Here is a 24,200-nt window from a genome sequence, read left to right on the forward strand (position 1 = left end):
GCGCTTACGGGTGCGCCCTGTCTATCCCGTGACAAACACGAAAGGACAGATCATGCGACCGTCGGGACGAGACTTAAGCGAGATGCGCCCGGTTTCAATCGAAACCGGGGTAACGAAGCACGCAGAGGGATCTTGCCTCATCAAGATGGGGGACACGCATGTCCTGTGCACCGCATCTTTGGAAGAGCGGGTGCCGCCTTTCGTGAAGGGCAGCGGGCAGGGCTGGGTGACGGCGGAATACGGCATGCTGCCGCGGTCGACCTCTTCCCGGATGCGACGCGAAGCGGCGATGGGCAAGCAGGGCGGGCGTACGGTGGAAATCCAGCGCCTGATCGGCCGCGCCCTGCGCGCGGGTGTCGACCGCAACGCCCTGGGCGAACGTCAGATCACCGTGGACTGCGACGTGATCCAGGCGGACGGCGGCACGCGCTGCGCCGCGATCACCGGCGGCTGGGTGGCTTTGCGGCTGGCGGTAAACAAGCTGATGAAGGCCGGCGACATCGTCACCGATCCGCTGATCTCGGAGGTCGCGGCGGTGAGTTGCGGGATCTACGCGGGGCAGGCGGTTCTTGACCTCGATTACCCTGAGGACAGCGAGGCCGGCGTTGACGGCAACTTCATCCTGCGGGGCGACAACGCGCTGATCGAAGTGCAGATGAGCGCGGAAGGGTCCGTCTTTTCCCGCACCCAGATGACGCAGCTGATGGACCTGGCCGAAAAGGGCGTGGCCGAGCTGGTCGCGGCACAGCGGGCGGCGGTGAAATGACACGCAAGTTCGAGGGCGACAGGATCCTTGTCGCCACCCACAACAAGGGCAAGCTGGAAGAGATCGCCGATCTGCTGAAGCCGTTCGGGGTCGAGGTTGTTGGCGCCGCGGGCATGGGTCTGCCGGAGCCGGTCGAAGACGGCACGACCTTTGTCGAGAATGCGCGGATCAAGGCGCATGCCGCGGCCAAGGCCACCGGCCTGCCCGCACTGTCCGACGATTCCGGGATCGAGATCGACGCGCTCGACAAGGCGCCGGGGGTCTACACCGCGGATTGGGCAGAAACAGAGTCTGGTCGTGACTTCGTGATGGCCATGACGAAATCGCACGACCTGCTGGTGCAGTCCGGTGCGCCGGAGCCCTGGACCGCGCGGTTCTGCTGCACGCTGGTGCTGGCCTGGCCGGACGGTCAGGACGAAGTGTTCCCCGGCAAGATGGAAGGCCGCGTGGTCTGGCCGATGCGCGGGGAGCAGGGACATGGGTACGATCCGATCTTCCAGCCCGAAGGGTACGACGTGACCTTCGGAGAGATGGATCGCTGGGAAAAGAACAAGATCAGCCACCGCGCCGATGCGTTCCGCAAGTTCGTTGACGGCTGCTTTGCCTGAGAACTGGCAGCAGGGGGGCTTTGGGCTTTACGTGCATTGGCCGTTTTGCGAGGCCAAATGCCCTTACTGCGACTTCAACAGCCATGTCGTTCGGGAAATCGACCAGACCCGCTGGGCCGCGGCGCTGGCCTCGGAAGTACGGCGTGTGGCGGCGGAGACGCCTGGGCGGGTACTGGGGTCGATCTTCTTCGGGGGCGGCACGCCGTCGTTGATGGCGCCGGAGACCGTGGCGACCGTGCTCGACGCGGCCCGGGACGGCTGGACCTTCGGCAACAACATCGAGATCACGCTGGAAGCCAATCCGCGGTCCGTCGAGGCGGCCCGGTTCGAAGGCTATGCGCGGGCGGGGGTCAACCGCGTGTCGCTGGGTGTCCAGTCTCTGCGGGAGCCGGACCTGCGACGACTGGGCCGGCTTCACGATGTTGGCGAAGCGCGGGCCGCGTTCGGGATCGCACGTGAAGTTTTTGACCGTGTCAGCTTCGACCTGATTTATGCGCGGCAAGGCCAGACGCTGGCCGACTGGGAAGAGGAACTGGGTGAGGCGCTCGACATGGCGGTCGACCACCTATCGCTCTACCAATTGACCATCGAGCCTGGCACGGCCTTCTGGGACCGGTCTCAGGCTGGCAAGCTGCGCGGTTTGCCGAGTGATGATCTTGGCGCCGACATGTACGAGCTGACGCAGGAAATGTGTGCGCGGGCCGGGATGCCGGCCTACGAAGTTTCGAACCACGCGCGCTCCGATGCGGAGTCGCGGCACAACCTTGTTTACTGGCGGTATGGTGACTGGGTTGGCGTCGGTCCCGGCGCCCATGGACGTTTCGATCTTGGGCCGCAGCGGATCGAAAGCGTGGCTTGGAGGATGCCCGGTCGCTGGATGTCCGCCGTGGAAGAGGCGCAAGACGGAGACGAAAGCCGTACGGCCGTTGGCGGGGACGATCAGGCGATCGAATACCTCATGATGGGGCTTCGCCTGTCAGAGGGACTTGATTTGGCGAGGTTACACCAGATGTCGCTGAATGTCGCCCAATCGGCGCAAGTTGCGTCTCTGCAGGAGATGGAGCTTCTGGAATTGTCCGCCGGAAGGTTGATCGCAACCCCCCGGGGACGCCTGGTTCTGAACTCAGTGATCGAGGCGCTTCTGCCTTAACGGTACGTGCTCAGCAGCCCGCAGAGCGCGTCGAGATGTTCCAGCGTGTCGTAGGAAATCGACAGTCTGCCTTTCTCTTGCCCCGGCTTGTGGTCGATCTGAACCTTCATGCCAAGAGCCGCGGAGAGGTCCGCTTCGAGCGCCTTCGTGTCGGCGTCCTTGTCCATCTGGAAGGCGCCGTCGGTCGAGGGCTTGCGGGGCTTGTCCGGGTTGGGACCAGATTTGACGAGCTTTTCCGTATCACGGACGGAAAGACCCTTTTCAACGATGGTCGTTGCGAGCACTTCGGGGTTCGGCGCCGTGATCAGCGCGCGGGCATGGCCGGCGCTGAGGCTGCCCTCGGAGACCATTTCCTGAACGCTTTCCGGCAGGTTCAGAAGCCGCATCAGGTTCGCGATGTGCGAGCGGCTTTTGCCGAGCGCCTCGGCCAGCTTTTCCTGAGTGTGACCGAACTTGAACATCAGCTGGCGGTAGCCTGCAGCCTCTTCCATCGGGTTCAGGTCGGCCCGTTGAATGTTCTCGATGATTGCGATTTCGAGGACTTCGGTGTCGTTGAAATCGCGGACAAGGACGGGCACCTCGTGGAGCTGCGCCATTTGCGCGGCGCGCCACCGGCGTTCGCCCGCGACGATTTCATACATGTTCGCGTCATTGGGATCCTGCCGGACAATGAGCGGCTGGATGACGCCCTTGGTGCGGATGGAGTTCGCGAGGTCGTCCAGGTGTTCCTGCGTGAAGGTCCGGCGCGGCTGGTCCGGGTTCGGGCGCAACTGCTCGATCGGGAGCAAGCGGTCCGGGCGGCGGGGACCTTCCTGCGGGGCGCTGTCCGCGGCCGGTGTCACGTCTGCCATCAGCGCCGACAGGCCACGACCAAGGCCGCGACGGTTGTCTTTTTTCTCTGCCATGTGAGCCTCCTCTGTCACGCCGATCCTTAGGCTGCGTGTTTTTCGTTCTTCTTGATGAGTTCTGCCGCGAGTGCGCGATAGGCTTGGGCGCCCTTCGAGGCCGTGTCGTAGGCCAGAACGGGCAGGGCATAAGACGGCGCTTCGCTGACGCGGACATTCCGGGGGATGACTGTGCTGAAGACCAGATCGCCGAGATTGGAGCGCGCGTCCGCTTCGACCAGTTGGGACAGGTTGTTCCGTGCGTCGTACATCGTCAGGACGATGCCCTCGATCCGGAGGCTGGGATTTGCTGACTGGCGGACTTCGCGAATGGTCAGCATGAGTTGCGACAGACCTTCGAGAGCGAAGAATTCGCTTTGCAGCGGCACGAGCACGGAATGCGAGGCAACCATCGCGTTCACCGTCAGAAGGTTAAGCGAGGGCGGGCAATCGATCAGGACAACGTCAAAGTCCAGCTTCGCCATGGCGGGTTGGCGCAGGGCATCGTGCAGAAGGTAGCTGCGTTTTTCGTTCGAGATCAGCTCGATATCGGCGGAGCTGAGATCGACGGTCGCTGGGATCAGGTGAAGATTTTCCGTCGACGTGGAGAGGATCACGGAATCGAGGTCGGCCTCGTCCAGCAGGAGCTCGTAGGTCGTATATTCACGATCTTCTGGCTCGATCCCTAGACCAGTCGATGCGTTGCCCTGAGGGTCCAGATCGACAACCAGAACTTTCTGGCCCAGTTCGCACAGCGCTGCGCCCAGATTGATCGTCGTGGTCGTCTTGCCGACGCCGCCCTTCTGGTTTGCAACGGCAATGATTCGAGGCCCGTTTGGCCGCAGTGGATCAGTCATGTGCGAGATCTCGTATTTCCAGAACGACGGCATCTGCGTCTGTCTTGCTTGTATGCGCAGTATAACCGAATTGCCATTGCGCGCGTGCATCTTCGAGCTCTTTTCCCCAAGTTTTCCCTTTGGGAAACAGGGCTATGCCTGTTGGCTTCAGATGGTGGCTGGCGAACTGGCAAAGGGCCGGAAGAGGGGCCAAGGCGCGCGCGGTCAGGATATCTGCCGCCAGGGCGGGAAGATCCATAATGCGCTTGCAGACGACATTTGCATCAACCTGGGTTTCGCGCAGAACGGTGCGCAGGAAGCTCGCCTTCCGTTGGTCCGACTCGATGAGCGTGACCTTCAGTTCCGGGTGCGATTCCTCGGCCAGAATAGCAATCACGAGGCCGGGGAACCCTCCGCCAGAACCGAGATCGGCCAGTTTTCGGCTTTTCCCAGGGATCAGATCCATGAGCTGGGCAGAATCCTGAAAATGGCGACTTGCAGCATCGTTCAAGGTGTTTTGTGAAACCAGGTTTATGACCGGGTTCCACTTTTTAAGGAGCGAAAGATAGTGCTCGAGCTTCTCCGATGTTTCACGTGAAACATTCAGCACTGGTCCAAGGTTCAGATCCATCACGCGACTGTCTTGCGCTCTAATTGCCGCAGCTTGGCGAGGATGAGCATCAAGGCAGCAGGGGTCATTCCTTCAATACGCGATGCCTGAGCGATGGATTCGGGCCGCACATCATCCAGTTTTTTCCGAAGCTCGTTGGACAAGCTCGGAAGCGCATGGAAATCGAAATCGAGCGGTATGCGAACAGCCTCGTCGCGCCTCAGCGTATCAACGTCTCTGGCTTGGCGATCCAGGTAATTCGCATAAAGCGCTTCTTTCTCGATCTGAGCACCGGTGGCTTCGTCGATGCCAAGGAACGCCGGTTCCAGTTTCGACAAATGAGCGAGTGTAACGTCTTTGAAAGACAGAAGCTGGAAACCTGAACGACGCGTTCCATCCTGATTGACCGCTATTCCCAACGTCTTCACCTGCGAGGGCGTGAAGGACGTCTCTTCCAAAAGACGTTTGCCGGCATTCAAAGCTTCCATTTTCTGAGTGAATGCCTTGGCGCGTTCTTCAGAAACGATGCCCAGATCAATGGCCCTTGGCGTCAGACGCTGGTCCGCGTTGTCGGCGCGGAGGGACAGGCGGAACTCGGCGCGGCTGGTAAACATCCGGTAAGGCTCCGTCACGGAGCGGGTCGTCAGATCGTCAATCATCACGCCAATGTAGCTGTCGGTACGCGAGAACTGTATCCGGTCTCGCCCCAAGGCATTGGCCGCGGCATTCAAGCCCGCAACAAGACCCTGAGCGGCGGCTTCTTCGTAGCCAGTCGTGCCATTGATTTGTCCGGCCAGATACAGACCTTCGAGTTGTTTCACCCGCAGGGTGGAATCGAGAGAGGTCGGATCGACAAAATCGTATTCGATGGCGTAGCCCGGTTGCAGGATCTCGACATTTTCCAGTCCTGCAATGCTGCGAACGTAATCCTCCTGAACCTCCGCGGGTAGCGACGTGGAGATTCCGTTGGGGTAGACGGTATCGGTGTCGAGGCCTTCCGGTTCCAGAAAGACCTGATGCGACTCTTTCTCTGCAAACCGCACCACCTTGTCTTCGATGGACGGGCAATACCTGGGCCCGATCCCCTGGATATGACCCCCGTACATGGCGGACCGTCCGAGGTTTTCCCGAATGATCTCGTGGGTCCTGGCGTTTGTGTATGTGATCCCACAGGAAATCTGCCGTGCTTCTGGTGCCTTGGAGAGGAAAGAGAAGAGGACCGGATCCTCATCTCCGGGTTGCTGTTCGAGCCCACCCCATGCAATCGTCTTTCCGTTCAGTCTGGGCGGTGTGCCGGTTTTCAAACGACCGAGCGGAAGACCCAACTCGTCTATGCGCTCCGCCAGGCGAACCGCGGGGTCGTCACCGACCCTCCCGCCGGGGTAAGAGCGATCACCGATATGAATGATGCCGCGCAGGAAAGTGCCACTGGTCAGGACGACGGACCGGGCCGAGATACTCTGTCCGTCGCGCAGGACCACACCGCAAATGCGCCCACCCTCAATGGAAAAGTCTACCACCTCGGCTTCGACGATCTCCAAGTTCTCGACCGAGGTAAGCGTCTCCCGCATCTTTTCCGCATACCGTTTACGGTCAGCCTGCGCGCGCGGGCCTTGAACGGCGGGGCCTTTACGGCGGTTCAGAAGACGAAACTGGATTCCTGCGTAATCGGCAACGCGCCCCATCACGCCATCCAATGCGTCGATCTCCCGCACAAGATGCCCTTTGCCGAGACCGCCGATCGCCGGATTACAGGACATCACGCCAAGATCGGTTTTTTTGAGCGTCACAAGCGCTGTTTTTGCGCCCATCCTGGCAGAAGCGGCCGCAGCATCAGCGCCCGCGTGCCCGGCGCCAACGACTACAACATCGAACGTCGATTGTTTCACGTGAAACACTCCTCACTTCCCGATGCAAAACGACGAGAATATCTCGTCCAGCAAGTGCTCAACTTCAACCTTGCCAACGAGAACTTCCAGTTGGCGAATTCCCAGCCGAATATCCTCACTCAGAATATCGACTTCACTCATTCCGTCTTCCAGACCAGATACGGCCTGTTCCAGATAGGTTCGGCTCCGTATCAGGCTATCCCGATGCCGCTCCCGCGACGTTAGGCCCATCCCGGCCGTCCGCTCAGAAAGGACCTCCTCAATCCGGGACAGGAGCAACGGCACACCGAACCCTGTCCGGCCGGAAAGTCCGTCCTCGTACACACCTGAATCATCTTTGGCCCAGCGAACAACATCACCGCACCTTACTTCGATTTCCGGCTGGCCGCCATGCTCCACCAAGTGCACACGCAGGTCGGCGGCTTCTGCCCGCCGACGCGCAAGATCGATACCCAGGCGTTCCACAGGATCCTGCGTTTCCCGCAAACCGGCTGTGTCCAGGAATGTCACCGGAAGACCGCCAACCTCCATGCGCACCTCAATCACGTCCCGTGTCGTGCCGGCAATTTCCGAAGTGATTGCCGCATCTCGGCCTGCAAGATGGTTCAGCAGGGTGGACTTGCCCGCGTTCGGGGGACCAACAATCGCCACCTCGAACCCAAGACGAACGCGCTCCGCCGCATCGAGTCCACGAAGCTCGCTCTGAATGTCGGACAAGACGTCCTTCAAAAGACCGATGACCTCATCCGTCACATCGACGGGCACGTCCTCATCCACGAAGTCAATCGTCACTTCCAGCAAGGACGCCGCGCGCACCAGCTTCTGACGCCATTCGGACACCCGACCCGACAACGCCCCGGACAAGACGGCAAGCGCCTGTTTCCGTTGCGCTTCTGTCTCCGCCTCGATCAGATCGGCAAGAGCTTCGACCTGGGTAAAGTCCATGCAGCCATTTTCCAACGCCCGGCGCGTAAATTCCCCCGGTTGCGCCGGTCGGCAGCCATCCACCAGCGCGAGCTCAGCAAGAACCGCGCGCACGACCGCAATGCTTCCATGCAGATGGAACTCGGCGGACTCCTCGCCGGTGAAGCTGGACCCAGCCGCAAAGGCCACAACCATCGCTTCGTCGAGCTGCACGCCAGACCGGTCCCGCAAGGTGCGCAGGACCATGCGCCGCGGTTCGGGAACCGATCCCGCAAGCGCCTTCACGGCCTCCCAGGAACGATCTCCGGACACGCGGACCACTGCGACACCGGACCGACCCGGCGCTGACGCCAAGGCGAAGATCGTATCCATGGCTGCGTCAGCTGTTCATCGAATCGAAGAATTCGGAGTTGGTCTTGGTCTGCTTGAGCTTCGACAGAAGGAATTCGATCGCGTCGGTCGTACCCATCGGGTTCAGGATACGGCGCAGCACAAATGTCTTCTGCAGATCAATCTTGTCGACCAGCAGGTCCTCCTTCCGCGTACCGGACTTGAGGATGTCGATCGCCGGGAAGACCCGCTTGTCCGCAACCTTGCGGTCCAGCACGATCTCGGAGTTGCCGGTGCCCTTGAATTCTTCGAAGATGACTTCGTCCATACGCGAACCCGTGTCGATCAGCGCCGTCGCGATGATGGTCAGCGAACCGCCTTCCTCGATGTTCCGGGCTGCACCGAAGAAACGCTTCGGACGTTGCAGGGCGTTTGCATCGACACCGCCGGTCAGGACCTTGCCGGACGACGGAACAACAGTGTTGAACGCCCTACCAAGTCTTGTGATGGAGTCGAGAAGAATAACAACATCTCGTTTATGTTCGACAAGACGCTTGGCCTTCTCGATCACCATTTCACTGACGGCCACGTGCCGTGTCGCCGGTTCGTCGAAGGTCGAGGAGATCACCTCGCCTTTCACCGAACGCTGCATGTCGGTCACTTCTTCCGGACGCTCGTCGATCAGAAGGACGATCAGGTAGCACTCCGGGTGGTTCTTCTCGATCGACGCCGCGATGTTCTGCAGCAGCACCGTCTTACCCGTGCGCGGCGGCGCGACGATCAGCGACCGCTGGCCCTTGCCGATGGGCGACACCAGGTCGATGATCCGGGCGGAACGGTCCTTGATGGTCGGATCCTCGATCTCCATCTTCAGGCGTTCATCGGGATACAGCGGCGTCAGGTTGTCGAAGGCGATCTTGTGGCGTGCCCGTTCCGGATCTTCGAAGTTGATCGCAGCTACGGACACCAGGGCAAAGTAGCGCTCCTCATTGTCAGGCGCTCGGATCTCGCCCTCGATGCTGTCCCCGGTCCGCAGCGAATACTTCCGGATCATGTCGGGCGATACGTAGATGTCATCCGGACCCGGCAGGTAGTTCGCCTCCGGAGAGCGGAGGAAACCGAAACCGTCCTGAAGCACCTCCAGAACGCCGTCCCCGTAGATGAGCCAGCCTTCGTCGGCGCGCTCCCGGAGGATCTGGAACATCATCTCGCCCTTGCGCATGGTCGAGGCGTTCTCGATCTCCAGCTCTTCCGCCATGGCCAAGAGGTCCTTGGGGCTTTGCGCTTTCAGATCGGCAAGGTTCAGTTTTTCTTCGCTCATACGCCACATCGCGACAGCAAGAGGTGTCGCGCTTTCTTCGTTTCTAGGGAGAACATGATCCAGAACAGGAACGACAGAGAGGTAGTCCTTCCGACCATCCGAAGTCAATGCCTGACTTCCGGGCGGTGTCCCCGGTCATTCCAAGATAGATAAAGTAAAGATTTAGAAAGGTTTTTGAAGTGATATGGGAGCGGGATTTCTGTGGATTAAGGAACGGTAAACACACTTACCAACACGCCGCCGACCTATGGAGAACTTCGGGGATCGTCTCTGGACGACCTGACAATGAACTTAGAAATATTTATTTATTTCAATAATTTATGCATATGAAATCGCGCAGGAGCGGGGTTGGAAAACCACGGGATGAACAGCATCCGACCGCGATTGTCACGCGCCATGAGATATCCTCGTCAACATGGGCAAGCCCGGCGAAGGGCGAGGGCGGAACTCGCGATCTTTCCCGTGCTTGCATGTAGAACCGAATTTTCGCACAAACGTCATCGATCCAGCCCACACACTCATACCAAGATTTATCCCCATGAAAGAGGACCTGATCCTCGCTTCCGGCTCCGAAATCCGCGCCAGCCTGCTCCGGTCCGCCGGCCTGAACGTCGCGTCAGAGCCCGCCCGGATCGACGAAGACATGATTCGGGAATCGCTGCTTGCCGAAGGCGCGACGCCGCGGGATATCGCCGATACCCTGGCAGAAGCTAAGGCGCAGAAGGTGTCCGGGCGGCATCCGTCAGGCCTGGTTCTGGGTTGTGATCAGGTGCTGGCGTTCAAGGGCGCCATCCTGTCGAAACCTGTCAGCCGCGAAGAGGCGCGCGGTCAGCTTGTCTCTCTGCGCGGCGAGACACATCAGCTTCTCTCCGCAGCCGTCATCTATGAAGAGGGTAAGTCGGTCTGGCGGCACGTCGGCACCGCGCGGCTGACGATGCGCACCTTTTCGGACGCCTACCTCGACGCCTACCTCGACAGGAACTGGCCTGACGTCGGCTCCTCCGTCGGTGGCTACAAGCTCGAGAAGGAAGGCATACGTCTCTTCGCGCGCGTAGAAGGCAGCCATTTCACGATTCTCGGGCTCCCCATGCTCGAACTGCTCAACTTCCTGTCCGTCAGAGGAACCATCCCTTCATGACCCTGCCTCGAATTCCTCTCGCCGCCGTCATCGGCAAGCCCATCGCGCATTCGAGGTCGCCGCGTCTGTTCGCGCACTGGCTCAGGAAGCACGGGATTCCGGGACACTATATTCCCATCGAGGTGCCCGCCGACAAACTCGCCGAGACCATCCGGCTCTTGCCGGAACTCGGTTTCATGGGCGTCAACGTCACGATCCCTTACAAGGAGAAGATCCTGGAGATTGCCGATCTCGCGTCTGACCGGGCGACGCTGATCGGCGCGGCGAACACCCTGATCTTTAGAAAGGACGGCAGGATCCACGCCGACAACACCGACGGTTATGGGTTCACCGAGAACCTCAGGCAGTCGGCGCCGGATTGGGATCCCTCCGCCGGGCCGGCGGTGGTGTTCGGGGCAGGGGGCGCGGCCCGTGCCGTCATCGCATCCCTGATCGACGTGGGTGTGCCCGAAATCCGGCTGACCAACCGGACACGTGTGCGGGCGGAACAGCTGCGGTCCGATTTCGGCAACCGAGTTCAGGTGCACGATTGGGTGCAGGCCGGCAACATCATCGAGGATTGCCGCACGGTGGTGAACACGACGTCCCTCGGCATGACCGGCAAGCCGGAGTTCCGCGTTCCGCTGGATGCGCTCACTCCGGACATGGTGGTGTCCGATCTCGTCTATACGCCGCTCCAGACCCGTCTCCTGCGCGAGGCCGAGCGTGCCGGCAGCACGGTGGTCGACGGTCTCGGCATGTTGCTGCACCAGGCGGTGCCCGGTTTCGAGCGGTGGTTCGGCACACGGCCAGAGGTCGACGAAGCGACACGCGCCGCCGTCCTGCGATGAGGTTCAAGCTGGGGCTGACCGGGTCCATCGGCATGGGCAAGTCGTCGACGGCAGCGATCTTTGCCGCCGAGGGATGTGCCGTCTGGGATGCCGACGCCGCGGTGCACAGGCTCTATTCCGCTGGTGGCGCCGCGGTCGATCCGATCGGAGAGCGTTTTCCTGACGCCATCCGGGACGGTGCGGTGTCCCGCGACGTGCTGAAGACCCTGATTGGGGGTGATCCCGAGGCCTTGCCCGATCTCGAACGCATCGTGCATCCGCTGGTCAGGGCAGATCGCGAGGCATTCGTCAGGGACAACGCCGACAGGATCGTGGTGTTCGACATTCCGCTGTTGTTCGAGACGGGCGGCGACGCCGAGATGGACGCGACCGCCTGCGTCTTTGTTTCACGTGAAATACAGCGGGAGCGGGTCCTTGCCCGGGGCACGATGACCGATGCGGACCTTGAGCGCATCCTGGCCCGGCAGATGCCGTCCGAGGAAAAATGCGCCCGGTCGACATGGACGATAGAGACGGATACGCCTGAACATGCGCGCGCGCAGGTGCTGCACATCCTGGATGAGATCGAAGAAAGGCTGAGACATGCGTGAAATCGTACTCGATACGGAAACCACGGGGTTCGAGCCGGAGCAGGGCGACCGCATCGTCGAGATCGGTGCCGTGGAACTGTTCAACCACGTTCCGACCGGCAACACCTATCACCAGTACATCAACCCGGAACGGTCCATGCCGCAGGAGGCCTTTGCCGTCCACGGCCTGGGCGACGATTTCCTGCGCGACAAGCCGGTCTTTGCCAAGATCGTCGACGAGTTCCGCGCCTTCATCGGTGACTCGAAACTGGTGATCCACAACGCCGCCTTCGACGTCAAATTCCTGAACGCCGAACTTCGCTGGGCCAACCGTCCGACGCTGGCCAAGGACTGCGCCATCGACACTCTGGACATCGCACGCCGGAAATTCCCCGGCTCACCTGCTTCGCTCGACGCGCTCTGCCGCCGGTTCGGGATCGACAACTCGTCGCGGACGCTGCACGGCGCGCTTCTCGACTCTGAAATTCTGGCTGAGGTCTACCTCGAGCTTATCGGGGGCAAGCAGCCGGATTTCGGGCTGACCGCTGCGTCCTCCACTCCGAGTGTCGGTGAAACAGTGACGAACTGGCGGCCGAAGCCGCGGTCCACGCCGTTGCCATCGCGCCTGACGGACACGGAAAAGGCGGCTCACGCCGCCTTTGTCGGGAAGCTCGGGGAAAACGCGATCTGGAACCGGTCCTGATCGCGTTCCGCTGACTTACTGCGTCGGAACGCTGGAGGCTTCCTGCTGCGCGGCGGCGCGGCGCTGAAGCTCCGCACGGTAGAGCGCGAGGAAGTCGATCGTTTCCAGGTTCAGCGGCGGGAAGCCACCGTCGCGGGACACGTCCGACACGATGCGGCGTACGAACGGGAAAAGCATCCGCGGGCATTCGATCAGCAGGAACGGGTGAAGCTGGTCCTCGGGGACGTTCTCGATGTGGAACACACCCACGTAGTCGAGTTCGAGGATAAATAGGATTTCGGAAGACTCCTTAGCCTTCGACTCCACCTTCAACTTCATGACGACTTCGAACTGGTGCTCCGGCGTCCGCTTCTTGGCGTCGAGGTTGACCTGGACCTGGACGTCGGGCTGCACTTCGCCGGACACGCCTTTCTGGGAAAGGATGTTCTCGAACGAAAGGTCACGGATAAACTGCGCAAGCACGTTCATCTTGGGCGGCTGAGGCGCTTGGGCTGCCCCGTTGGAATCTGCCATGAATTGTACTCCGGTTGAATTTCTTGAAAGCTGGATTAACAGGCGCCGATGGGTTTCTCAATGCCTCGTCCAGCCGGAACCGGGGTGGTTCGGCGACTTGCCCTGCGGAACTTCGGTAAAATCACCGTCGATCACATCACCGCGTGCAGGGGTCGGGTCGCGGTGCGGGGGGCGCTGCGGTTCGGGCCCCATCTGGAAACGCGTCACCTTGATCCGCTGGCGCGCCCAACGCATCACGGCGGACCGGACGCCCGGGACGAGCAGGGCAAAGCCCACGGCATCGGTGAAGAACCCCGGAGTCAGTAGGAGCGCGCCCGACAGAAGGATCATCGCGCCATGTGCCAGCGGCTCACTGGGGTCCTGAAGTTCGGAAAAGCTGCGTCTGAGGTCGGCAAGCGCCCGCGCGCCCTGCGACCGCACGAGGTACGTGCCGATGATCGCTGTCAGCACGACGATGGCAAGCGTCGGCAACAGGCCAATCAGCCCGCCCACCTGGATGAAAAGGGCGATCTCGATCAGCGGGACCATCAGAAAGACCAGAAACAGCCACATGCGCATTCCTCCTTGACCAATGTCCGAACCATATCCGGCCAACGGTTCACTTCACCGCCGCCCGTGTGGACTTGTTCAGACACGTCACCTACATAGGAACCCGAAGCCAAAGTTTCCATCCGTACCCATCATGAGGCCCCGATGCAGAATCCGCTCCTCCAGCTTCTTGTCCTGGCCGGGATCGCCGTCTTCCTCGTGCTGCGTCTGCGCAGCGTGCTGGGGACGCGCGACGGGTTCGAGCGGCCAACGCCTTCCGGCAAGAGCAAGGAAACCACGTCGCGCCGCGACTTCGAGGTGATCGAAGGTGGTCCTGACCACGACATCACCGACCACGTCGCAGAGGGCAGCGATGCCGCCAACGCGCTGGCCGCGATGAAACGGGTGGAGCCGAGCTTCTCCGTGTCGGAGTTCCTTGGCGGGGCGCGCGGGGCTTACGAGATGATCCTCATGGGCTTCGAACGGGGCGATATCGAGGGGTTGAAGCCGTTCCTCGCCGATGACGTTTTCGAGACCTTCTCCGACGTGGTGGAGGCCCGCGAGGCCGAAGGCCTGACCATCGAGGCGAATTTTGTCGGCGTTCGCGAAATGACGCTGGCTGGCGCATCTTTCGACCCCGACACGCGCGAGGCGGAAATCACCGTGCGCTACGTCGGCGAACTGACCTCTGTCGTGAAGAACGCCGAGGGTGAAGTCGTCGAAGGATCCCCGACCGCGGTGAAGCGTCAGAAGGACATCTGGACCTACGCGCGCGTCATGGGCGCAGACGATCCCAACTGGCAACTGGTCGCCACGGACGAATGATCCGACTTGTCTTCGCGCTTTCGCTGGTTCTCTTTTCCATGAGCGCCTCGGCGGAAGGCGAGGACGAGACCTCGTACACTGTGCTGGATTTCGACGGCCTCGAAGGCTGGGCAGAGGACGACCACCTTGCGGCGCTTGAGGTGTTCCGCAACACCTGCGGCGACATGAACGATCCCGATTGGCGGGCGCTGTGCAAACTCGCTCTGTCCACGAACGATGCGCGCGGCTTCTTCGAACTGCTGTTCCGGCCGGTTGTCATCAGCGACGGGGCCGAACCGCTGTTCACCGGCTATTTCGAGCCTGAACTCGACGGAGCGCCGTTCCGATCAGGTCGCTACCAATATCCGATCTATGCCATGCCGCCCGAAGCGCGCCTCAACCGCCCGTGGCTGAGCCGCCGCGATATCCTGACCTCCGGGGTCATGGAGGGGCGCGGTCTGGAAATCGCCTGGGTCGACGACCCGGTGGAGCTGTTCTTTCTGCAGATCCAGGGTTCCGGGCGGGTGCGTTTCCCGGACGGTCGTCACATTCGCGTGGGTTACGGTGGATCGAACGGGCACGATTACCGGTCCATCGGCAAGGAACTGGTCCGGCGCGGCCTGTTCAACATGCACCAGGTGTCCGCGCAGGTCATCAAGGCATGGGTCCGCAGCAATCCGATGCTGGGCGAAGAGCTGCTGTTCCACAACAACAGCTATGTCTTCTTCCGCGAAGTGAGCGAGGTGCCCGCAGAAAAGGGGCCGCTCGGCGCGATGAACCGGTCGATCACGACGATGCGGTCGATTGCGGTCGATCCGAAGTACACGCCGCTCGGCGCGCCCGTGTGGATCGAGAAGAAGGGCGAGACCCCGCTCAACCGTCTGATGATCGCGCAGGACACCGGGTCCGCGATCAAGGGGGCGCAGCGGGCCGACATCTTCTACGGGACCGGCGACGAGGCCGGGCGCATTGCAGGCGGCGTGAAGGACCCCGGGCGGATGGTCGTCCTGATGCCGATCCAGCGCGCCTACGCCTTCGCACCGGACTGGGTGCAATGAGCCGGCGCCGCGTGCGTCCCGATGAACTGGAGCTCTGGTCGCAGATCGCTCGCAGTGCCAAGCCGTTGCCGGGCAACCTGAAATCGCGGAAACTCTCACCCTCCGAACCGACGGTCCCCAACAGCCGTCCCTCGAAGCCCGTGACAGAGAACGTGTCGCCTTTTTCCATGGGGGCAAAGGCGCCGGACCACACGGAGACGCATTATTTTCCGAAGACAGCGGCGGACCGGCTGCACGCGGCGCCGGTCAACATGGATCACAAGGCCTACCAGCGCCTCAAGCGCGGGAAGCTGACGCCGGATGCCCGCATCGACCTGCACGGGATGACGCTGGACCGTGCACATCCGGCCCTGACACGCTTCATCATGGGCGCACACGCAAAGGGCCACAGGCTCGTTCTGGTGATCACCGGCAAAGGTGCCGCACCCGATCCCTACGATCCCGCGCCACGGCAGCGGGGGGTGCTGCGTCAGCAGGTGCCGATGTGGCTGCAGATGGCACCTCTGGCCGCGGCGGTGCTTCAGATCACGCCTGCACACCAGAGGCACGGCGGCGCAGGCGCTTACTACGTCTACCTGCGGCGGGCGCGGTAAGGATCAGAGAAACTTCGCTGCGCGCCGCACGCCGATGGCCATGCAGATCGTCGCGAGGATGAAGTAGCCCGCAACACCCAGGTACTGGACCTCGATCCCCACGCCTGCGTCGATCAGACCGCCGGTCAGACCGGGACCGAGGGCGGAGCCCAGCACCATCACCGCCGCCGCCATCGCCTTGATCGCGCCAAGGCTTCGCGTGCCGTAGAACTCTGCCCAGAACGCGTTCGGCAGGGTGGTGTTCGCGCCCGCGGTCATGGCCACGAAGATCAGGCCGATCAGCGCGGAAAACAGGCTCTGTCCCACCGCGAAAAGCGCGAAACCTATGACCATGGGAAGCTGGTACCACGGGATCAGCCGTGGCGTCCCGAAGCGGTCCAGCAGCCAGCCGGACACTAGCATCGCGGTGATCGATCCGGCAGTGTACAGCGGGAAGATCGCCACGAGTTCCAGGTGGCTCCAGCCCTTCACGGTCGCGAAGTGGACCTGCTGGAAGAAAAACGCGGTGTTGAAGGCGGACGGGCCAAGAAGCGCCGGGATCATGAACCAGAACAACCAGTGGCGCAGCATCTCGGGCCGGCGCCAGTGCCGTCCTTCCATCCCGACGGAGTGGTCGGTTTCCGCGTGGCTTTGCGGCGTGCGCTCCTGACGCAGAAGCATGACCAGCAGCGGGATCGCCATAACCGCCACCGTCGCAGCACCGACCCACAGCAGCCGCCAGTCCATCCGGGTCATCAGCCACACGAAGGTCAGGGGGAGCAGGCCTTCGCCGATTGCGAAGCCGAGAGTAGCAACGGAGAGCGCCTTGCCCCGTGTCGCCACGAACCAGCGCGACATGGAGACGACGGCAAGGTGGCTGGCCATGCCCTGGCCTGTGAAGCGGAGGGCAAAGATCACGACCGGCAGCAGCGCCGCCCAAGTGTTGAACGCCATGAACAGGCAGGACGCGGCCAGCATCGACAGGACAGCCGCCCCCAAGACGCGTGTCCGGAAGAAGTCGGTCAGCGATCCCGCCCAGATCATCACCGCCGCCGAGACCGACGTGCCGATGGTGTAGATCAGGCCCCATTGTCCGTGGCTCAGCCCGAACGTGCTGCGGATTTCCCCCGCGAAGATCGAGATGAAGAACGTCTGGCCAAAACTCGACAGGAAAGTCAGCAGGATACCTGCCGCCAGCCACTGGATGTTTTCGGAAAGAAAGCGAAGGAGACTCATGTTTCCGCTATCGGACGGAACCGGGGCGGGCACAAGTGAAACTGCGATGCCGGCTGTCAGGCGTTGCCGAAATCCACATCGCCTGCACGGGTCGGGGCAGCGGTAAGGATCCTTCAAGGATTTCACTGTTAACGTGGTTCGAAGTCCGCTGGGACACGGATCGGGATGACGACAGCCGAGGAAGACGACCGCCGCAGGGGAAAGATCATCGTGCTGGGCGCGAACGGCAAGCTCGGGCGCATGGTGTGCCGCCTCTGGCCTTCGCGCGGTGAGCTGATCACCGTTGCGCGGAAAGAGGGCGCAGCAGAAGTCACGTGGAAGCCCGGCGATGATGTTCCGGCGGTTCTGGCCACTGAAACCCGTGCCATCCTGGCCTTGTGGGGCGCGACCTCCGGTGTGCTGAGCGACAATGCCCGTCTCGCGGAGGCGGCGCTCAATCTGGCGGTCGCTGTCGGTGCGCCGCAGGTTGTCCATATTTCCAGCGCTGCGGTGTATGGTGTCGCGGACAGGGCGTTGCATGAGGCAGACGCTCTTCAGCCGGTCGGCCCGTACAGCGTTGCCAAGTGCGACATGGAAGATGCGATTGCCGCCTGGCACCGGGGCCATGGGGAAGCCGTCCGCTCCATCGTCCTGCGCCTCGGCAACGTCGCCGGGGCGGACAGCCTCGGGCAGAGCCTGCGCCGCAGGCCTTCGGTGGCGCTCGACCGCTTTGCCGACGGCACCGGCCCGCAGCGCAGCTATATCGGCCCGGTCGACCTTGTCCGCGTGTTCAAGTTCCTGACAAAAGACATTGCCATATCAGGTGCTTACAATGTCGCTGCACCTCAGGTGACGGCCATGGCGGACATCGTGACTGCCGCAGGCATGGACGTAAGGTGGACGTCGGCGCCGCCGGGTGCCATCCAGTCCGTCGTGCTCGACACGTCGAAGCTGGGCAGGCTCTTGCCGGATCTGCGGATCGCTTCATCGCCTGCCGAACTGGTGGCGCAGGCCCGGGCAGCGGGATTCTTGCCATGTCCCGCCTGACGTTCCGTATCCTTGATGTGATCTATGCCCTTGGGCTCGGGCTGTTGCTGTCGCCGTTGATCCTGGTCGTGGCGCTGATCTTGCTGTTGAGGGAGGGGCCGCCGGTCTTTTATGGCTCCGAACGGATGCGCGACCCGGGCAGATCCTTCACGCTCTGGAAGTTCCGTACCATGCAGCCGAAAGAGCGGGATGGGGGTGTGACCGGCGGGGACAAGGCCGCGCGGATCACCTCCACGGGTAAATGGCTCAGACGGACGCGGCTGGATGAACTGCCACAGATCTGGAACATCCTCAGGGGCGATGTCGGTTTCGTCGGTCCGCGCCCGCCGCTTCGCAGATATGTCGAGATGTTCCCGGACCTTTACGACAAGGTGCTGGCGGAGCGTCCGGGTGTCACCGGGCTCGCATCGCAGGCATTCCACGCGCATGAGGAAAGACTGCTGTCAGGCGCATCGACGCCAGAGCACACCGAAGACATCTACTGCCGCCGCTGCATCCCGCGGAAGGCACGGCTGGACCTCATCTATGTGAAAAGCCGCACGCCCTGTTCGGACATGCGGCTGATGTTCGCGACGGTGTTCGGCCGGGTGACGATGCACGACCGCAAAGGACGTCAGTAGCGCAGAAGCTGCGTGTCCAGATACCCGAGGGTTTCGCCCATCCACTGGCGTCCGCTGACGATCGTCCCGTCTCCGGCCACGTAGTAGCTGTTCTCGAAGGACGCCTCGCCGGCTGCCTGGCAGGACACACCGACCGAGGAGGTCGGCATCGTGGCCCGGCCCAGCGGCGTGTGACCTCCCGCGCCGGGACGGACAGAGCAATGGTAGATGATTTCCTTCGTCTTGTACTCGGGCGTCAGGAAACGCTGCACGTAGCTGACGTTGCCGCCCGCGCGCGACTGGATCATGTAAAGCAGCTCGTCCTCTTCTGTGGACATCAGGTCGCCGCCAAGCCCGCGCGAGGCGGTGATCATGCCGTCGCGCATCACGACGGCCTGCCGCGCCTGGTTGCCGAAGGTCTGATATTCGCCGTTGCGCTCGACCTCCGACAGGAGCACCTGCGCGTTCCTGCGGTTCTCGAGTTGGAACAGGGCGACCGGCTTGTTGGTCGACTGCAGGGCCTGGGCGATCTGTGCTGCGGAGATCGGCGGCGGGGGCGTCCGGCGCGCCTTGATCGAGGCGGGGATGCCTTTGAGCACATCTAGGGTGCTCGCCGACTTGTCGCTGCCGCAGGATGCGAGGATCAGGCCGGCGCACAGGGCGAGGCCGATTGTCTTCAGGCGTGTCATGCTCATCGCCAGAACCTCCCCCACGATTCGACAACTTCGGGTTTGTGGTAGTCCCGAACCTGTTCGTAGAGCCGGCCACGAACGTTGAGGCGCGCACCGCCGTCACGGGTGAGCGACCGGACATTGATGTTGTTCTCGCGCCGGGTGGGCACGTTGAGCAGCGAGCTGATCGGGATCGTGATGCGGATACCCTTGTCGAAGGAACCTTCGCCGAAGTCTTCGGCAGAGGCATCGGTGACGGTCGCATAGGCGCCGACGCTCCAGCCGTTGGCAAACTCGCGGTCGAGTCCAACGGTGGCACCGATGTCGCCGGCGAGGTAGCGGCCCACGTCAAGCTGGCCGTGGAAGCCGTTGCCGAAGTCGTAGTACGCCGAGACATGGCCGTTGAACTCCGGGATCTCCCGCTTGGCGCCGGACACCGGGTCGGTGGTGGTCATCGACTGGAAGCCGAAAAGCTGATCGTAGTCGCGGCGCTGGATCCAGTTCACTTCCGCGCCGAAGGCGACACGGCTGGTGACCGGCTTCCAGAGGATCTCGGCCGAGACACCGCCGTACATCTCTTCGAGGTAACCTGCCGAGATCCGGCCGTAGAGGTTCTTGCCCGGGCGCCCGTAATAGGCGAGCTGGAGGTTCTCGATGGTTTCGTCACCCTCTGCGGCGTAGACCGGCGCATCCGTGCGAACGCGCGGCAGGCCAGATTCATCCCGGCGGCTGATGTCGCTGATGTTGCCGGTGGCGCGGTAGGAGGCCGAACCGGAGAACACGAGGTTCGGCGTGACGTCGAGGCTGAACGTGCCGCGCAGGCCTCCCTCGGTCCGGACAGGCTCTTCGGGGTCGAAGACCGACACGTCGAGGTAGGGAGCAAGCGACCAATCGAACTGCGGATAGGACGACTGATATGCCTCGGGCTCGCGCCCGAAACCGTCGTAGAAGCGCACGCGCGGCAGGATCTCGATGGCGGCCTCATGCTCCTCGCGTTCGAGGTCGGAGCGCATGATGACGACCGACGACGTGGCCATGCCGTTGACCATCGGGATGATTTCGAACTGTTCGACCGATGCGGGAAGTGTCCGGGTCATGACGCGGGCGATACGGCCAAGCGCCTGCGCTTCGGAGTTGAAGCGCGGGTTGGACACACGCACGACGGCCCGACGGCTTTCGAGGGTCATGCCCTCCAGCCTGATGCCTTCCGAGGCGAGCGTCTGGGCAAGCTGCGTCTGCGCTGCGGTGGTCTTCTGCGGGTCGACGGTCCAGCCAAGGTCGGCGGCGGCGCCGGCCGGACGGGGGGCGACGGGCAGGCCGGACGGCTCGACCCCGCCGGGAACGCCCAGCGTCTTCGGGTTGGTGTAAACCGTCAGCTGCGCGCCAACCTCACTGCCAAGCACACTGTAGAGCGAAAGCTGGCCCGCGCCCTGCCAGAGCTTGTAATCGACGCCGAAGTTCCAGGGCGACTTGTGCTCGACACCGCCGCTCGCAACTTCGCGTTCGTACTGGTCGGAGGAGTATTCGACCTTGAACTTGAAGCGGTCGTTGGGGGCGTAGCTGACACCGCCGAACGCGGCCATGTCGCCGCGGAACCAGCGGTCGGTCGTGAACTTGCCGCCCTGGCCGAGAACGGTCGTCGGACGGGTCCCGAGAGATCCGAGCGTCGCTTCGCTGCCGAAGCGGCCCCAGCCGATCCCGCCGGTCACCTTGAGGCCGGGCATCAGCGTCTTGGTTGCGACGACGTATTCGCCGCTGTAGACGCCCGTACCGATGATGTCCGACATGCCGACCACGATGGCCGGGCGCCAGCCGCTTTCCTTCATCAGAAGGTAACGAATGTCAAAGCTGCGGTCGAAGTAGTCTTCGGAGACCGCGAAGGGGAAGGCCTTCAGTTCCGAGTAGCGAAAGCTGCCCGACAAGCGGGGCGTGATCTGGAAGCTCAGGGTTGAGCGGGTGTAGTTTCCGAATCCGCCATAGGTTGCACTGAGCGTTGCATCCGGCAGGACTTCGGCTGTCGGCATGTCGACGAGGCCCGGGGTCCCGTAGAGGTTCATGGTGGCGCCGTCGCGGCCTTCCTGCGGTACCGCGGCAGAAGACCAGAGCGTTGCGACGGAGCCGAGAAGTGCTCCGACGATCCGTCCGCGTCGTGAGTGTCGGGAAGGGATACCCGGCATGTTCTTACCTCTGCTCTTCTTGGCCCGCACTCTTGCTACGGTTTTGCCATGTTCGTGTCCATAAATTTGCACGGTTCGCCGCCGGGTCTGTGTGATTATGAGCACGGTTGTGAGTCTGGCAAAATTAACCCGACACTTTGACTCGTTAAGGCGGTGGTAAGCCGCCGCCGCATAAACCTGACCCCGGTGGGAGAAAGGTGAGTGCGATGAGCGGCGACAATGAACTTGCGCCTATCATCATCAAACGGAAGAAAGTCGTCGGCGGCGACGGGCACCATGGCGGGGCTTGGAAGGTGGCGTATGCCGACTTCGTCACGGCCATGATGGCGTTCTTCCTTTTGATGTGGCTATTGAACGCGACGACGGAGAAGCAGCGCAAGGGTATTGCCGACTACTTCACCCCGACGGTCGCCATGGCCCGTGTGTCCGGTGGCGGCGACGGTCCGCTTGGCGGTGACTCCGTGTTTGCGGAAAACACCCTGCCGCGCATGGGCTCCGGCTCCACCAGTCTGAACCCGGCCGCCTCCAACGGCGAGCAGGGCACCTTCACCGAGGGGGACACCGGCGACGACGCGGCAGACATGGACGAAGCCTTCAAGGAGGTGGAAGAGATGCTCATGGGGCGCGGCGGAGAGAGCATGGTCGCCGACGAGCTGATGGAACACATCGTCACACGCGTCACCGACGAGGGGCTGGTGATCGAGTTCTTCGAATCCGAGCACGCCCGCCTCTTTACCGGCGAAGCGACACCGACGCCCCTGCTGGAAGATCTGGCGCTTGTCCTGGCGCGAGCGTCCGAAGTGGTGACCAACCAGATGGCGATCGAGGGGCACGTCGCGTCCTATCCCCTTGTTCTGGCTCGGGATCCAAGCTGGGATGTCTCCGGGTTGCGCGCCTCCGCCTTCCGCGAGTTGCTGACCGGCGACGGGGTGTCGGAGAACCGCATCAAGCGGGTCACCTCCTACGCCGACCGGGAACCGGTGCACGCCAATCCGATGAACCCCCGCAACAACCGGATCGAGGTGGTCTTTCTGCGTGACTTGTGACGGGCCCGAGATTGGATCGGATTTTAGCTGTTAGCCGGGCGTTAAACCGGCGGCCTTATCAGTTGTCTCGAAATTTGAGCGAGACAGCAGAAAGGCGTGTCAATGACGATCTCATCTTCTCTCAACGCAGGTGTTGCAGGCCTTTCGGCAAACGCGACGCGGCTGGCGACCATTTCCGACAACATCGCCAACTCTGCGACGCAAGGCTACAAGCGCGTCGAGACGGAATTTTCCGCCATGGTGACCTCTGGAAACTCCGGCACCTACACCGCCGGGGGTGTCCGCACGCAGACCAACCGGCTCGTCGCGGAACACGGCGCGCTGGTGACGACGAACAACGCCACCGACCTCGCCGTGCGCGGCACCGGTTTCCTTCCGGTGGCCCAGGCGACAGAGGTGCTGGCCGGCAACGGCAATCCGCAGATGTTCATGACGACGACGGCATCGTTCCGGCTGGACGCAGAAGGGTATCTCAGGACGGAATCGGGCCTCATGCTGCTGGGTTGGCGGGCAAATGCGGACGGCAGCATTCCGAACCTGGCCCGCGACACGTCTGCCAGCCTCGAGCCTATCCAGATCGCGCTGAACCAGTATCTCAGCGAACCGACCACCGCGATCACGATGGGCGTCAACCTCCCGGCGACACAGACGACCGCCGGCGCCTCCGGTGATCCGCTGGAACTGCCCATCGAATATTTTGACAACCTTGGCCGATCGGAATCGCTGAACGTGACGTTCACGCCCACCGTCCCGGCCACCGGCTCTTCGAACGAATGGACGATGGTCATCACCGATTCCGCCAGTGGCGGCGCAATCATCGGCGACTACACAGTGACTTTCGACAATACGCCATCGGCGGGCGGCACACTGGCAAGCGTCAGCGCACCGATCAGTGCCGGCGGCGCCTACGACGGCGTGGCAGGCTCCGTCATCGTGAACGCAGCGGGCGGCCCGATCGAACTGAGCATCGGACAGCTCTTCACCAACAACGGCTTGACCCAGCGCTCCGACAGCTTCGCGCCACTGAACATCGCAAAGGACGGGTCGCCTGCGGGCAACATGACCTCCGTTGAAGTCGATGAAAGCGGGCGGGTCTACGCTTACTTCGACACCGGGGCCAGCGCTGTCATCTTCCAGATCCCGCTGGTCGACGTTCCGAACCCGAACGGCATGATCGCGCTGAACAACCAGTTGTTCCAGCCCTCGGCAGAGAGCGGCAGCTTCTTCCTCTGGGATGCCGGCGACGGCCCAACAGGAGAGATCGTTCCCTACGCACGGGAGGAATCGACCACCGACGTGGCTGCCGAACTGACCGACATGATCCAGACGCAGCGGGCCTATTCGTCCAACGCGAAGGTCATCCAGACGGTCGACGAGATGTTGCAGGAAACCACCAACATCAAGCGCTGACC

Annotated in this window: 25 protein-coding genes; 14 read left to right on the top strand and 11 right to left on the bottom strand. The window is 62.3% G+C overall.

Features of this window, described 5'->3' with window-relative positions:
- Nucleotides 1–52: 52 nt before the first annotated feature.
- Genes rph through hemW form a run of 3 tightly spaced genes read left to right on the top strand, consistent with a single transcriptional unit; the run spans nt 53 to nt 2,524 of the window.
- Nucleotides 53–766, top strand: a complete 714-nt coding sequence (gene rph / locus CDO87_RS10200) for a ribonuclease PH (protein WP_100928678.1) — start codon at nt 53–55, stop codon at nt 764–766.
- Nucleotides 763–1,374, top strand: a complete 612-nt coding sequence (gene rdgB / locus CDO87_RS10205) for an RdgB/HAM1 family non-canonical purine NTP pyrophosphatase (RefSeq protein WP_100928679.1) — start codon at nt 763–765, stop codon at nt 1,372–1,374. Before rph ends, rdgB begins: the two co-directional genes overlap by 4 nt.
- Nucleotides 1,337–2,524: a radical SAM family heme chaperone HemW gene (gene hemW / locus CDO87_RS10210; protein ID WP_100928680.1), complete on the top strand. Its 1,188-nt coding sequence runs from the start codon at nt 1,337–1,339 to the stop codon at nt 2,522–2,524. The genes rdgB and hemW overlap by 38 nt, the downstream gene beginning before the upstream one ends.
- Here hemW and CDO87_RS10215 read toward each other — a convergent pair.
- Genes CDO87_RS10215 through rho form a run of 6 tightly spaced genes read right to left on the bottom strand, consistent with a single transcriptional unit; the run spans nt 2,521 to nt 9,318 of the window.
- The gene (locus CDO87_RS10215) at nt 2,521–3,429 is read right to left on the bottom strand and encodes a ParB/RepB/Spo0J family partition protein (protein WP_100928681.1); all 909 of its coding nucleotides are present in this window, start codon (nt 3,427–3,429) and stop codon (nt 2,521–2,523) included. The genes hemW and CDO87_RS10215 overlap by 4 nt on opposite strands.
- 26 nt (nt 3,430–3,455) lie before the next feature.
- Nucleotides 3,456–4,265, bottom strand: a complete 810-nt coding sequence (locus tag CDO87_RS10220; protein WP_100930916.1) for a ParA family protein — start codon at nt 4,263–4,265, stop codon at nt 3,456–3,458.
- The gene (gene rsmG / locus CDO87_RS10225) at nt 4,258–4,875 is read right to left on the bottom strand and encodes a 16S rRNA (guanine(527)-N(7))-methyltransferase RsmG (protein ID WP_198521887.1); all 618 of its coding nucleotides are present in this window, start codon (nt 4,873–4,875) and stop codon (nt 4,258–4,260) included. Before rsmG ends, CDO87_RS10220 begins: the two co-directional genes overlap by 8 nt.
- Nucleotides 4,875–6,752, bottom strand: a complete 1,878-nt coding sequence (gene mnmG, locus CDO87_RS10230; protein WP_100928683.1) for a tRNA uridine-5-carboxymethylaminomethyl(34) synthesis enzyme MnmG — start codon at nt 6,750–6,752, stop codon at nt 4,875–4,877. Before mnmG ends, rsmG begins: the two co-directional genes overlap by 1 nt.
- 3 nt (nt 6,753–6,755) lie before the next feature.
- A complete protein-coding gene (gene mnmE, locus CDO87_RS10235) occupies nt 6,756–8,039 on the bottom strand; it encodes a tRNA uridine-5-carboxymethylaminomethyl(34) synthesis GTPase MnmE (protein WP_100928684.1) in 1,284 nt (427 codons plus the stop codon).
- Nucleotides 8,040–8,046: 7 nt separating this feature from the next.
- Complete coding sequence (gene rho / locus CDO87_RS10240) at nt 8,047–9,318, bottom strand: transcription termination factor Rho (RefSeq protein ID WP_100928685.1); 1,272 nt, start codon at nt 9,316–9,318, stop codon at nt 8,047–8,049.
- 538 nt (nt 9,319–9,856) lie between these two features.
- Here rho and CDO87_RS10245 point away from each other — a divergent pair.
- The 4 genes from CDO87_RS10245 to dnaQ are packed head-to-tail and all read left to right on the top strand — an operon-like array spanning nt 9,857 to nt 12,558.
- Nucleotides 9,857–10,456: a nucleoside triphosphate pyrophosphatase gene (locus tag CDO87_RS10245; protein ID WP_100928686.1), complete on the top strand. Its 600-nt coding sequence runs from the start codon at nt 9,857–9,859 to the stop codon at nt 10,454–10,456.
- Nucleotides 10,453–11,286, top strand: coding sequence for a shikimate dehydrogenase (locus CDO87_RS10250; protein ID WP_100928687.1), 834 nt, complete (start codon nt 10,453–10,455; stop codon nt 11,284–11,286). The genes CDO87_RS10245 and CDO87_RS10250 overlap by 4 nt, the downstream gene beginning before the upstream one ends.
- Nucleotides 11,283–11,876, top strand: coding sequence for a dephospho-CoA kinase (coaE, locus tag CDO87_RS10255; RefSeq protein ID WP_100928688.1), 594 nt, complete (start codon nt 11,283–11,285; stop codon nt 11,874–11,876). The genes CDO87_RS10250 and coaE overlap by 4 nt, the downstream gene beginning before the upstream one ends.
- Entirely contained in the window at nt 11,869–12,558 is a 690-nt protein-coding gene (dnaQ, locus tag CDO87_RS10260) for a DNA polymerase III subunit epsilon (RefSeq protein ID WP_100928689.1), read from the top strand. Before coaE ends, dnaQ begins: the two co-directional genes overlap by 8 nt.
- Before the next feature lie 15 nt (nt 12,559–12,573).
- On the opposite strand, the gene secB is transcribed toward dnaQ, so the two are convergent.
- Together secB and CDO87_RS10270 are read right to left on the bottom strand one after the other, a co-directional pair.
- On the bottom strand, nt 12,574–13,071 hold the full coding sequence (secB, locus tag CDO87_RS10265; RefSeq protein WP_100928690.1) for a protein-export chaperone SecB: 498 nt from the start codon (nt 13,069–13,071) through the stop codon (nt 12,574–12,576).
- 57 nt (nt 13,072–13,128) lie between these two features.
- The gene (locus CDO87_RS10270) at nt 13,129–13,623 is read right to left on the bottom strand and encodes an FxsA family protein (RefSeq protein ID WP_100928691.1); all 495 of its coding nucleotides are present in this window, start codon (nt 13,621–13,623) and stop codon (nt 13,129–13,131) included.
- Nucleotides 13,624–13,764: 141 nt separating this feature from the next.
- On the opposite strand from CDO87_RS10270, the gene CDO87_RS10275 reads away from it, so the two are divergent.
- Genes CDO87_RS10275 through CDO87_RS10285 form a run of 3 tightly spaced genes read left to right on the top strand, consistent with a single transcriptional unit; the run spans nt 13,765 to nt 16,054 of the window.
- Complete coding sequence (locus CDO87_RS10275) at nt 13,765–14,424, top strand: Tim44/TimA family putative adaptor protein (protein ID WP_100928692.1); 660 nt, start codon at nt 13,765–13,767, stop codon at nt 14,422–14,424.
- 38 nt (nt 14,425–14,462) lie between these two features.
- Nucleotides 14,463–15,461, top strand: a complete 999-nt coding sequence (locus CDO87_RS10280) for a murein transglycosylase A (protein WP_100930917.1) — start codon at nt 14,463–14,465, stop codon at nt 15,459–15,461.
- Nucleotides 15,458–16,054, top strand: a complete 597-nt coding sequence (locus CDO87_RS10285; protein ID WP_100928693.1) for a Smr/MutS family protein — start codon at nt 15,458–15,460, stop codon at nt 16,052–16,054. The genes CDO87_RS10280 and CDO87_RS10285 overlap by 4 nt, the downstream gene beginning before the upstream one ends.
- Nucleotides 16,055–16,057: 3 nt before the next feature.
- On the opposite strand, the gene CDO87_RS10290 is transcribed toward CDO87_RS10285, so the two are convergent.
- Nucleotides 16,058–17,269 (bottom strand): MFS transporter, encoded by a 1,212-nt coding sequence (locus CDO87_RS10290; RefSeq protein ID WP_100928694.1) that lies wholly within the window; start codon nt 17,267–17,269, stop codon nt 16,058–16,060.
- A gap of 210 nt (nt 17,270–17,479) precedes the next feature.
- On the opposite strand from CDO87_RS10290, the gene CDO87_RS10295 reads away from it, so the two are divergent.
- Together CDO87_RS10295 and CDO87_RS10300 are read left to right on the top strand one after the other, a co-directional pair.
- Nucleotides 17,480–18,295 carry an NAD-dependent epimerase/dehydratase family protein gene (locus CDO87_RS10295; RefSeq protein ID WP_157814963.1) on the top strand — a complete coding sequence of 272 codons (816 nt, stop codon included), beginning with the start codon at nt 17,480–17,482 and terminating at the stop codon, nt 18,293–18,295.
- Nucleotides 18,283–18,915: a sugar transferase gene (locus CDO87_RS10300; RefSeq protein ID WP_100928696.1), complete on the top strand. Its 633-nt coding sequence runs from the start codon at nt 18,283–18,285 to the stop codon at nt 18,913–18,915. The genes CDO87_RS10295 and CDO87_RS10300 overlap by 13 nt, the downstream gene beginning before the upstream one ends.
- Here the strand turns inward: CDO87_RS10300 and CDO87_RS10305 are convergent.
- Nucleotides 18,909–19,589 (bottom strand): YjbF family lipoprotein, encoded by a 681-nt coding sequence (locus CDO87_RS10305; protein ID WP_100928697.1) that lies wholly within the window; start codon nt 19,587–19,589, stop codon nt 18,909–18,911. The genes CDO87_RS10300 and CDO87_RS10305 overlap by 7 nt on opposite strands.
- Entirely contained in the window at nt 19,586–21,742 is a 2,157-nt protein-coding gene (locus tag CDO87_RS10310; RefSeq protein WP_254698406.1) for a YjbH domain-containing protein, read from the bottom strand. Before CDO87_RS10310 ends, CDO87_RS10305 begins: the two co-directional genes overlap by 4 nt.
- Before the next feature lie 206 nt (nt 21,743–21,948).
- On the opposite strand from CDO87_RS10310, the gene CDO87_RS10315 reads away from it, so the two are divergent.
- Nucleotides 21,949–22,788, top strand: a complete 840-nt coding sequence (locus CDO87_RS10315; RefSeq protein WP_100928699.1) for a flagellar motor protein MotB — start codon at nt 21,949–21,951, stop codon at nt 22,786–22,788.
- 102 nt (nt 22,789–22,890) lie between these two features.
- Nucleotides 22,891–24,198, top strand: a complete 1,308-nt coding sequence (locus tag CDO87_RS10320; protein WP_100928700.1) for a flagellar hook protein FlgE — start codon at nt 22,891–22,893, stop codon at nt 24,196–24,198.
- Nucleotides 24,199–24,200: the final 2 nt, after the last annotated feature.

Origin of the sequence: Sagittula sp. P11 (assembly GCF_002814095.1) — a bacterium.
Lineage (GTDB): Bacteria > Pseudomonadota > Alphaproteobacteria > Rhodobacterales > Rhodobacteraceae > Sagittula.

Excerpts from the sequence above, each read along its gene's own strand:
- CDO87_RS10310 (WP_254698406.1), bottom strand. The coding sequence starts at position 21,742 with ATGCCGGGTATCCCTTCCCGACACTCACGACGCGGACGGATCGTCGGA.
- CDO87_RS10275 (WP_100928692.1), top strand. The coding sequence starts at position 13,765 with ATGCAGAATCCGCTCCTCCAGCTTCTTGTCCTGGCCGGGATCGCCGTC.
- CDO87_RS10270 (WP_100928691.1), bottom strand. The coding sequence starts at position 13,623 with ATGTGGCTGTTTCTGGTCTTTCTGATGGTCCCGCTGATCGAGATCGCC.
- rho (WP_100928685.1), bottom strand. The coding sequence starts at position 9,318 with ATGAGCGAAGAAAAACTGAACCTTGCCGATCTGAAAGCGCAAAGCCCC.
- CDO87_RS10290 (WP_100928694.1), bottom strand. The coding sequence starts at position 17,269 with ATGAGTCTCCTTCGCTTTCTTTCCGAAAACATCCAGTGGCTGGCGGCA.
- CDO87_RS10315 (WP_100928699.1), top strand. The coding sequence starts at position 21,949 with ATGAGCGGCGACAATGAACTTGCGCCTATCATCATCAAACGGAAGAAA.
- CDO87_RS10220 (WP_100930916.1), bottom strand. The coding sequence starts at position 4,265 with ATGACTGATCCACTGCGGCCAAACGGGCCTCGAATCATTGCCGTTGCA.
- CDO87_RS10285 (WP_100928693.1), top strand. The coding sequence starts at position 15,458 with ATGAGCCGGCGCCGCGTGCGTCCCGATGAACTGGAGCTCTGGTCGCAG.
- CDO87_RS10300 (WP_100928696.1), top strand. The coding sequence starts at position 18,283 with ATGTCCCGCCTGACGTTCCGTATCCTTGATGTGATCTATGCCCTTGGG.
- CDO87_RS10280 (WP_100930917.1), top strand. The coding sequence starts at position 14,463 with ATGAGCGCCTCGGCGGAAGGCGAGGACGAGACCTCGTACACTGTGCTG.
- CDO87_RS10320 (WP_100928700.1), top strand. The coding sequence starts at position 22,891 with ATGACGATCTCATCTTCTCTCAACGCAGGTGTTGCAGGCCTTTCGGCA.
- CDO87_RS10245 (WP_100928686.1), top strand. The coding sequence starts at position 9,857 with ATGAAAGAGGACCTGATCCTCGCTTCCGGCTCCGAAATCCGCGCCAGC.
- CDO87_RS10250 (WP_100928687.1), top strand. The coding sequence starts at position 10,453 with ATGACCCTGCCTCGAATTCCTCTCGCCGCCGTCATCGGCAAGCCCATC.
- dnaQ (WP_100928689.1), top strand. The coding sequence starts at position 11,869 with ATGCGTGAAATCGTACTCGATACGGAAACCACGGGGTTCGAGCCGGAG.
- secB (WP_100928690.1), bottom strand. The coding sequence starts at position 13,071 with ATGGCAGATTCCAACGGGGCAGCCCAAGCGCCTCAGCCGCCCAAGATG.
- hemW (WP_100928680.1), top strand. The coding sequence starts at position 1,337 with ATGCGTTCCGCAAGTTCGTTGACGGCTGCTTTGCCTGAGAACTGGCAG.
- mnmE (WP_100928684.1), bottom strand. The coding sequence starts at position 8,039 with ATGGATACGATCTTCGCCTTGGCGTCAGCGCCGGGTCGGTCCGGTGTC.
- rdgB (WP_100928679.1), top strand. The coding sequence starts at position 763 with ATGACACGCAAGTTCGAGGGCGACAGGATCCTTGTCGCCACCCACAAC.
- rsmG (WP_198521887.1), bottom strand. The coding sequence starts at position 4,875 with ATGGATCTGAACCTTGGACCAGTGCTGAATGTTTCACGTGAAACATCG.
- CDO87_RS10215 (WP_100928681.1), bottom strand. The coding sequence starts at position 3,429 with ATGGCAGAGAAAAAAGACAACCGTCGCGGCCTTGGTCGTGGCCTGTCG.
- rph (WP_100928678.1), top strand. The coding sequence starts at position 53 with ATGCGACCGTCGGGACGAGACTTAAGCGAGATGCGCCCGGTTTCAATC.
- CDO87_RS10305 (WP_100928697.1), bottom strand. The coding sequence starts at position 19,589 with ATGAGCATGACACGCCTGAAGACAATCGGCCTCGCCCTGTGCGCCGGC.
- coaE (WP_100928688.1), top strand. The coding sequence starts at position 11,283 with ATGAGGTTCAAGCTGGGGCTGACCGGGTCCATCGGCATGGGCAAGTCG.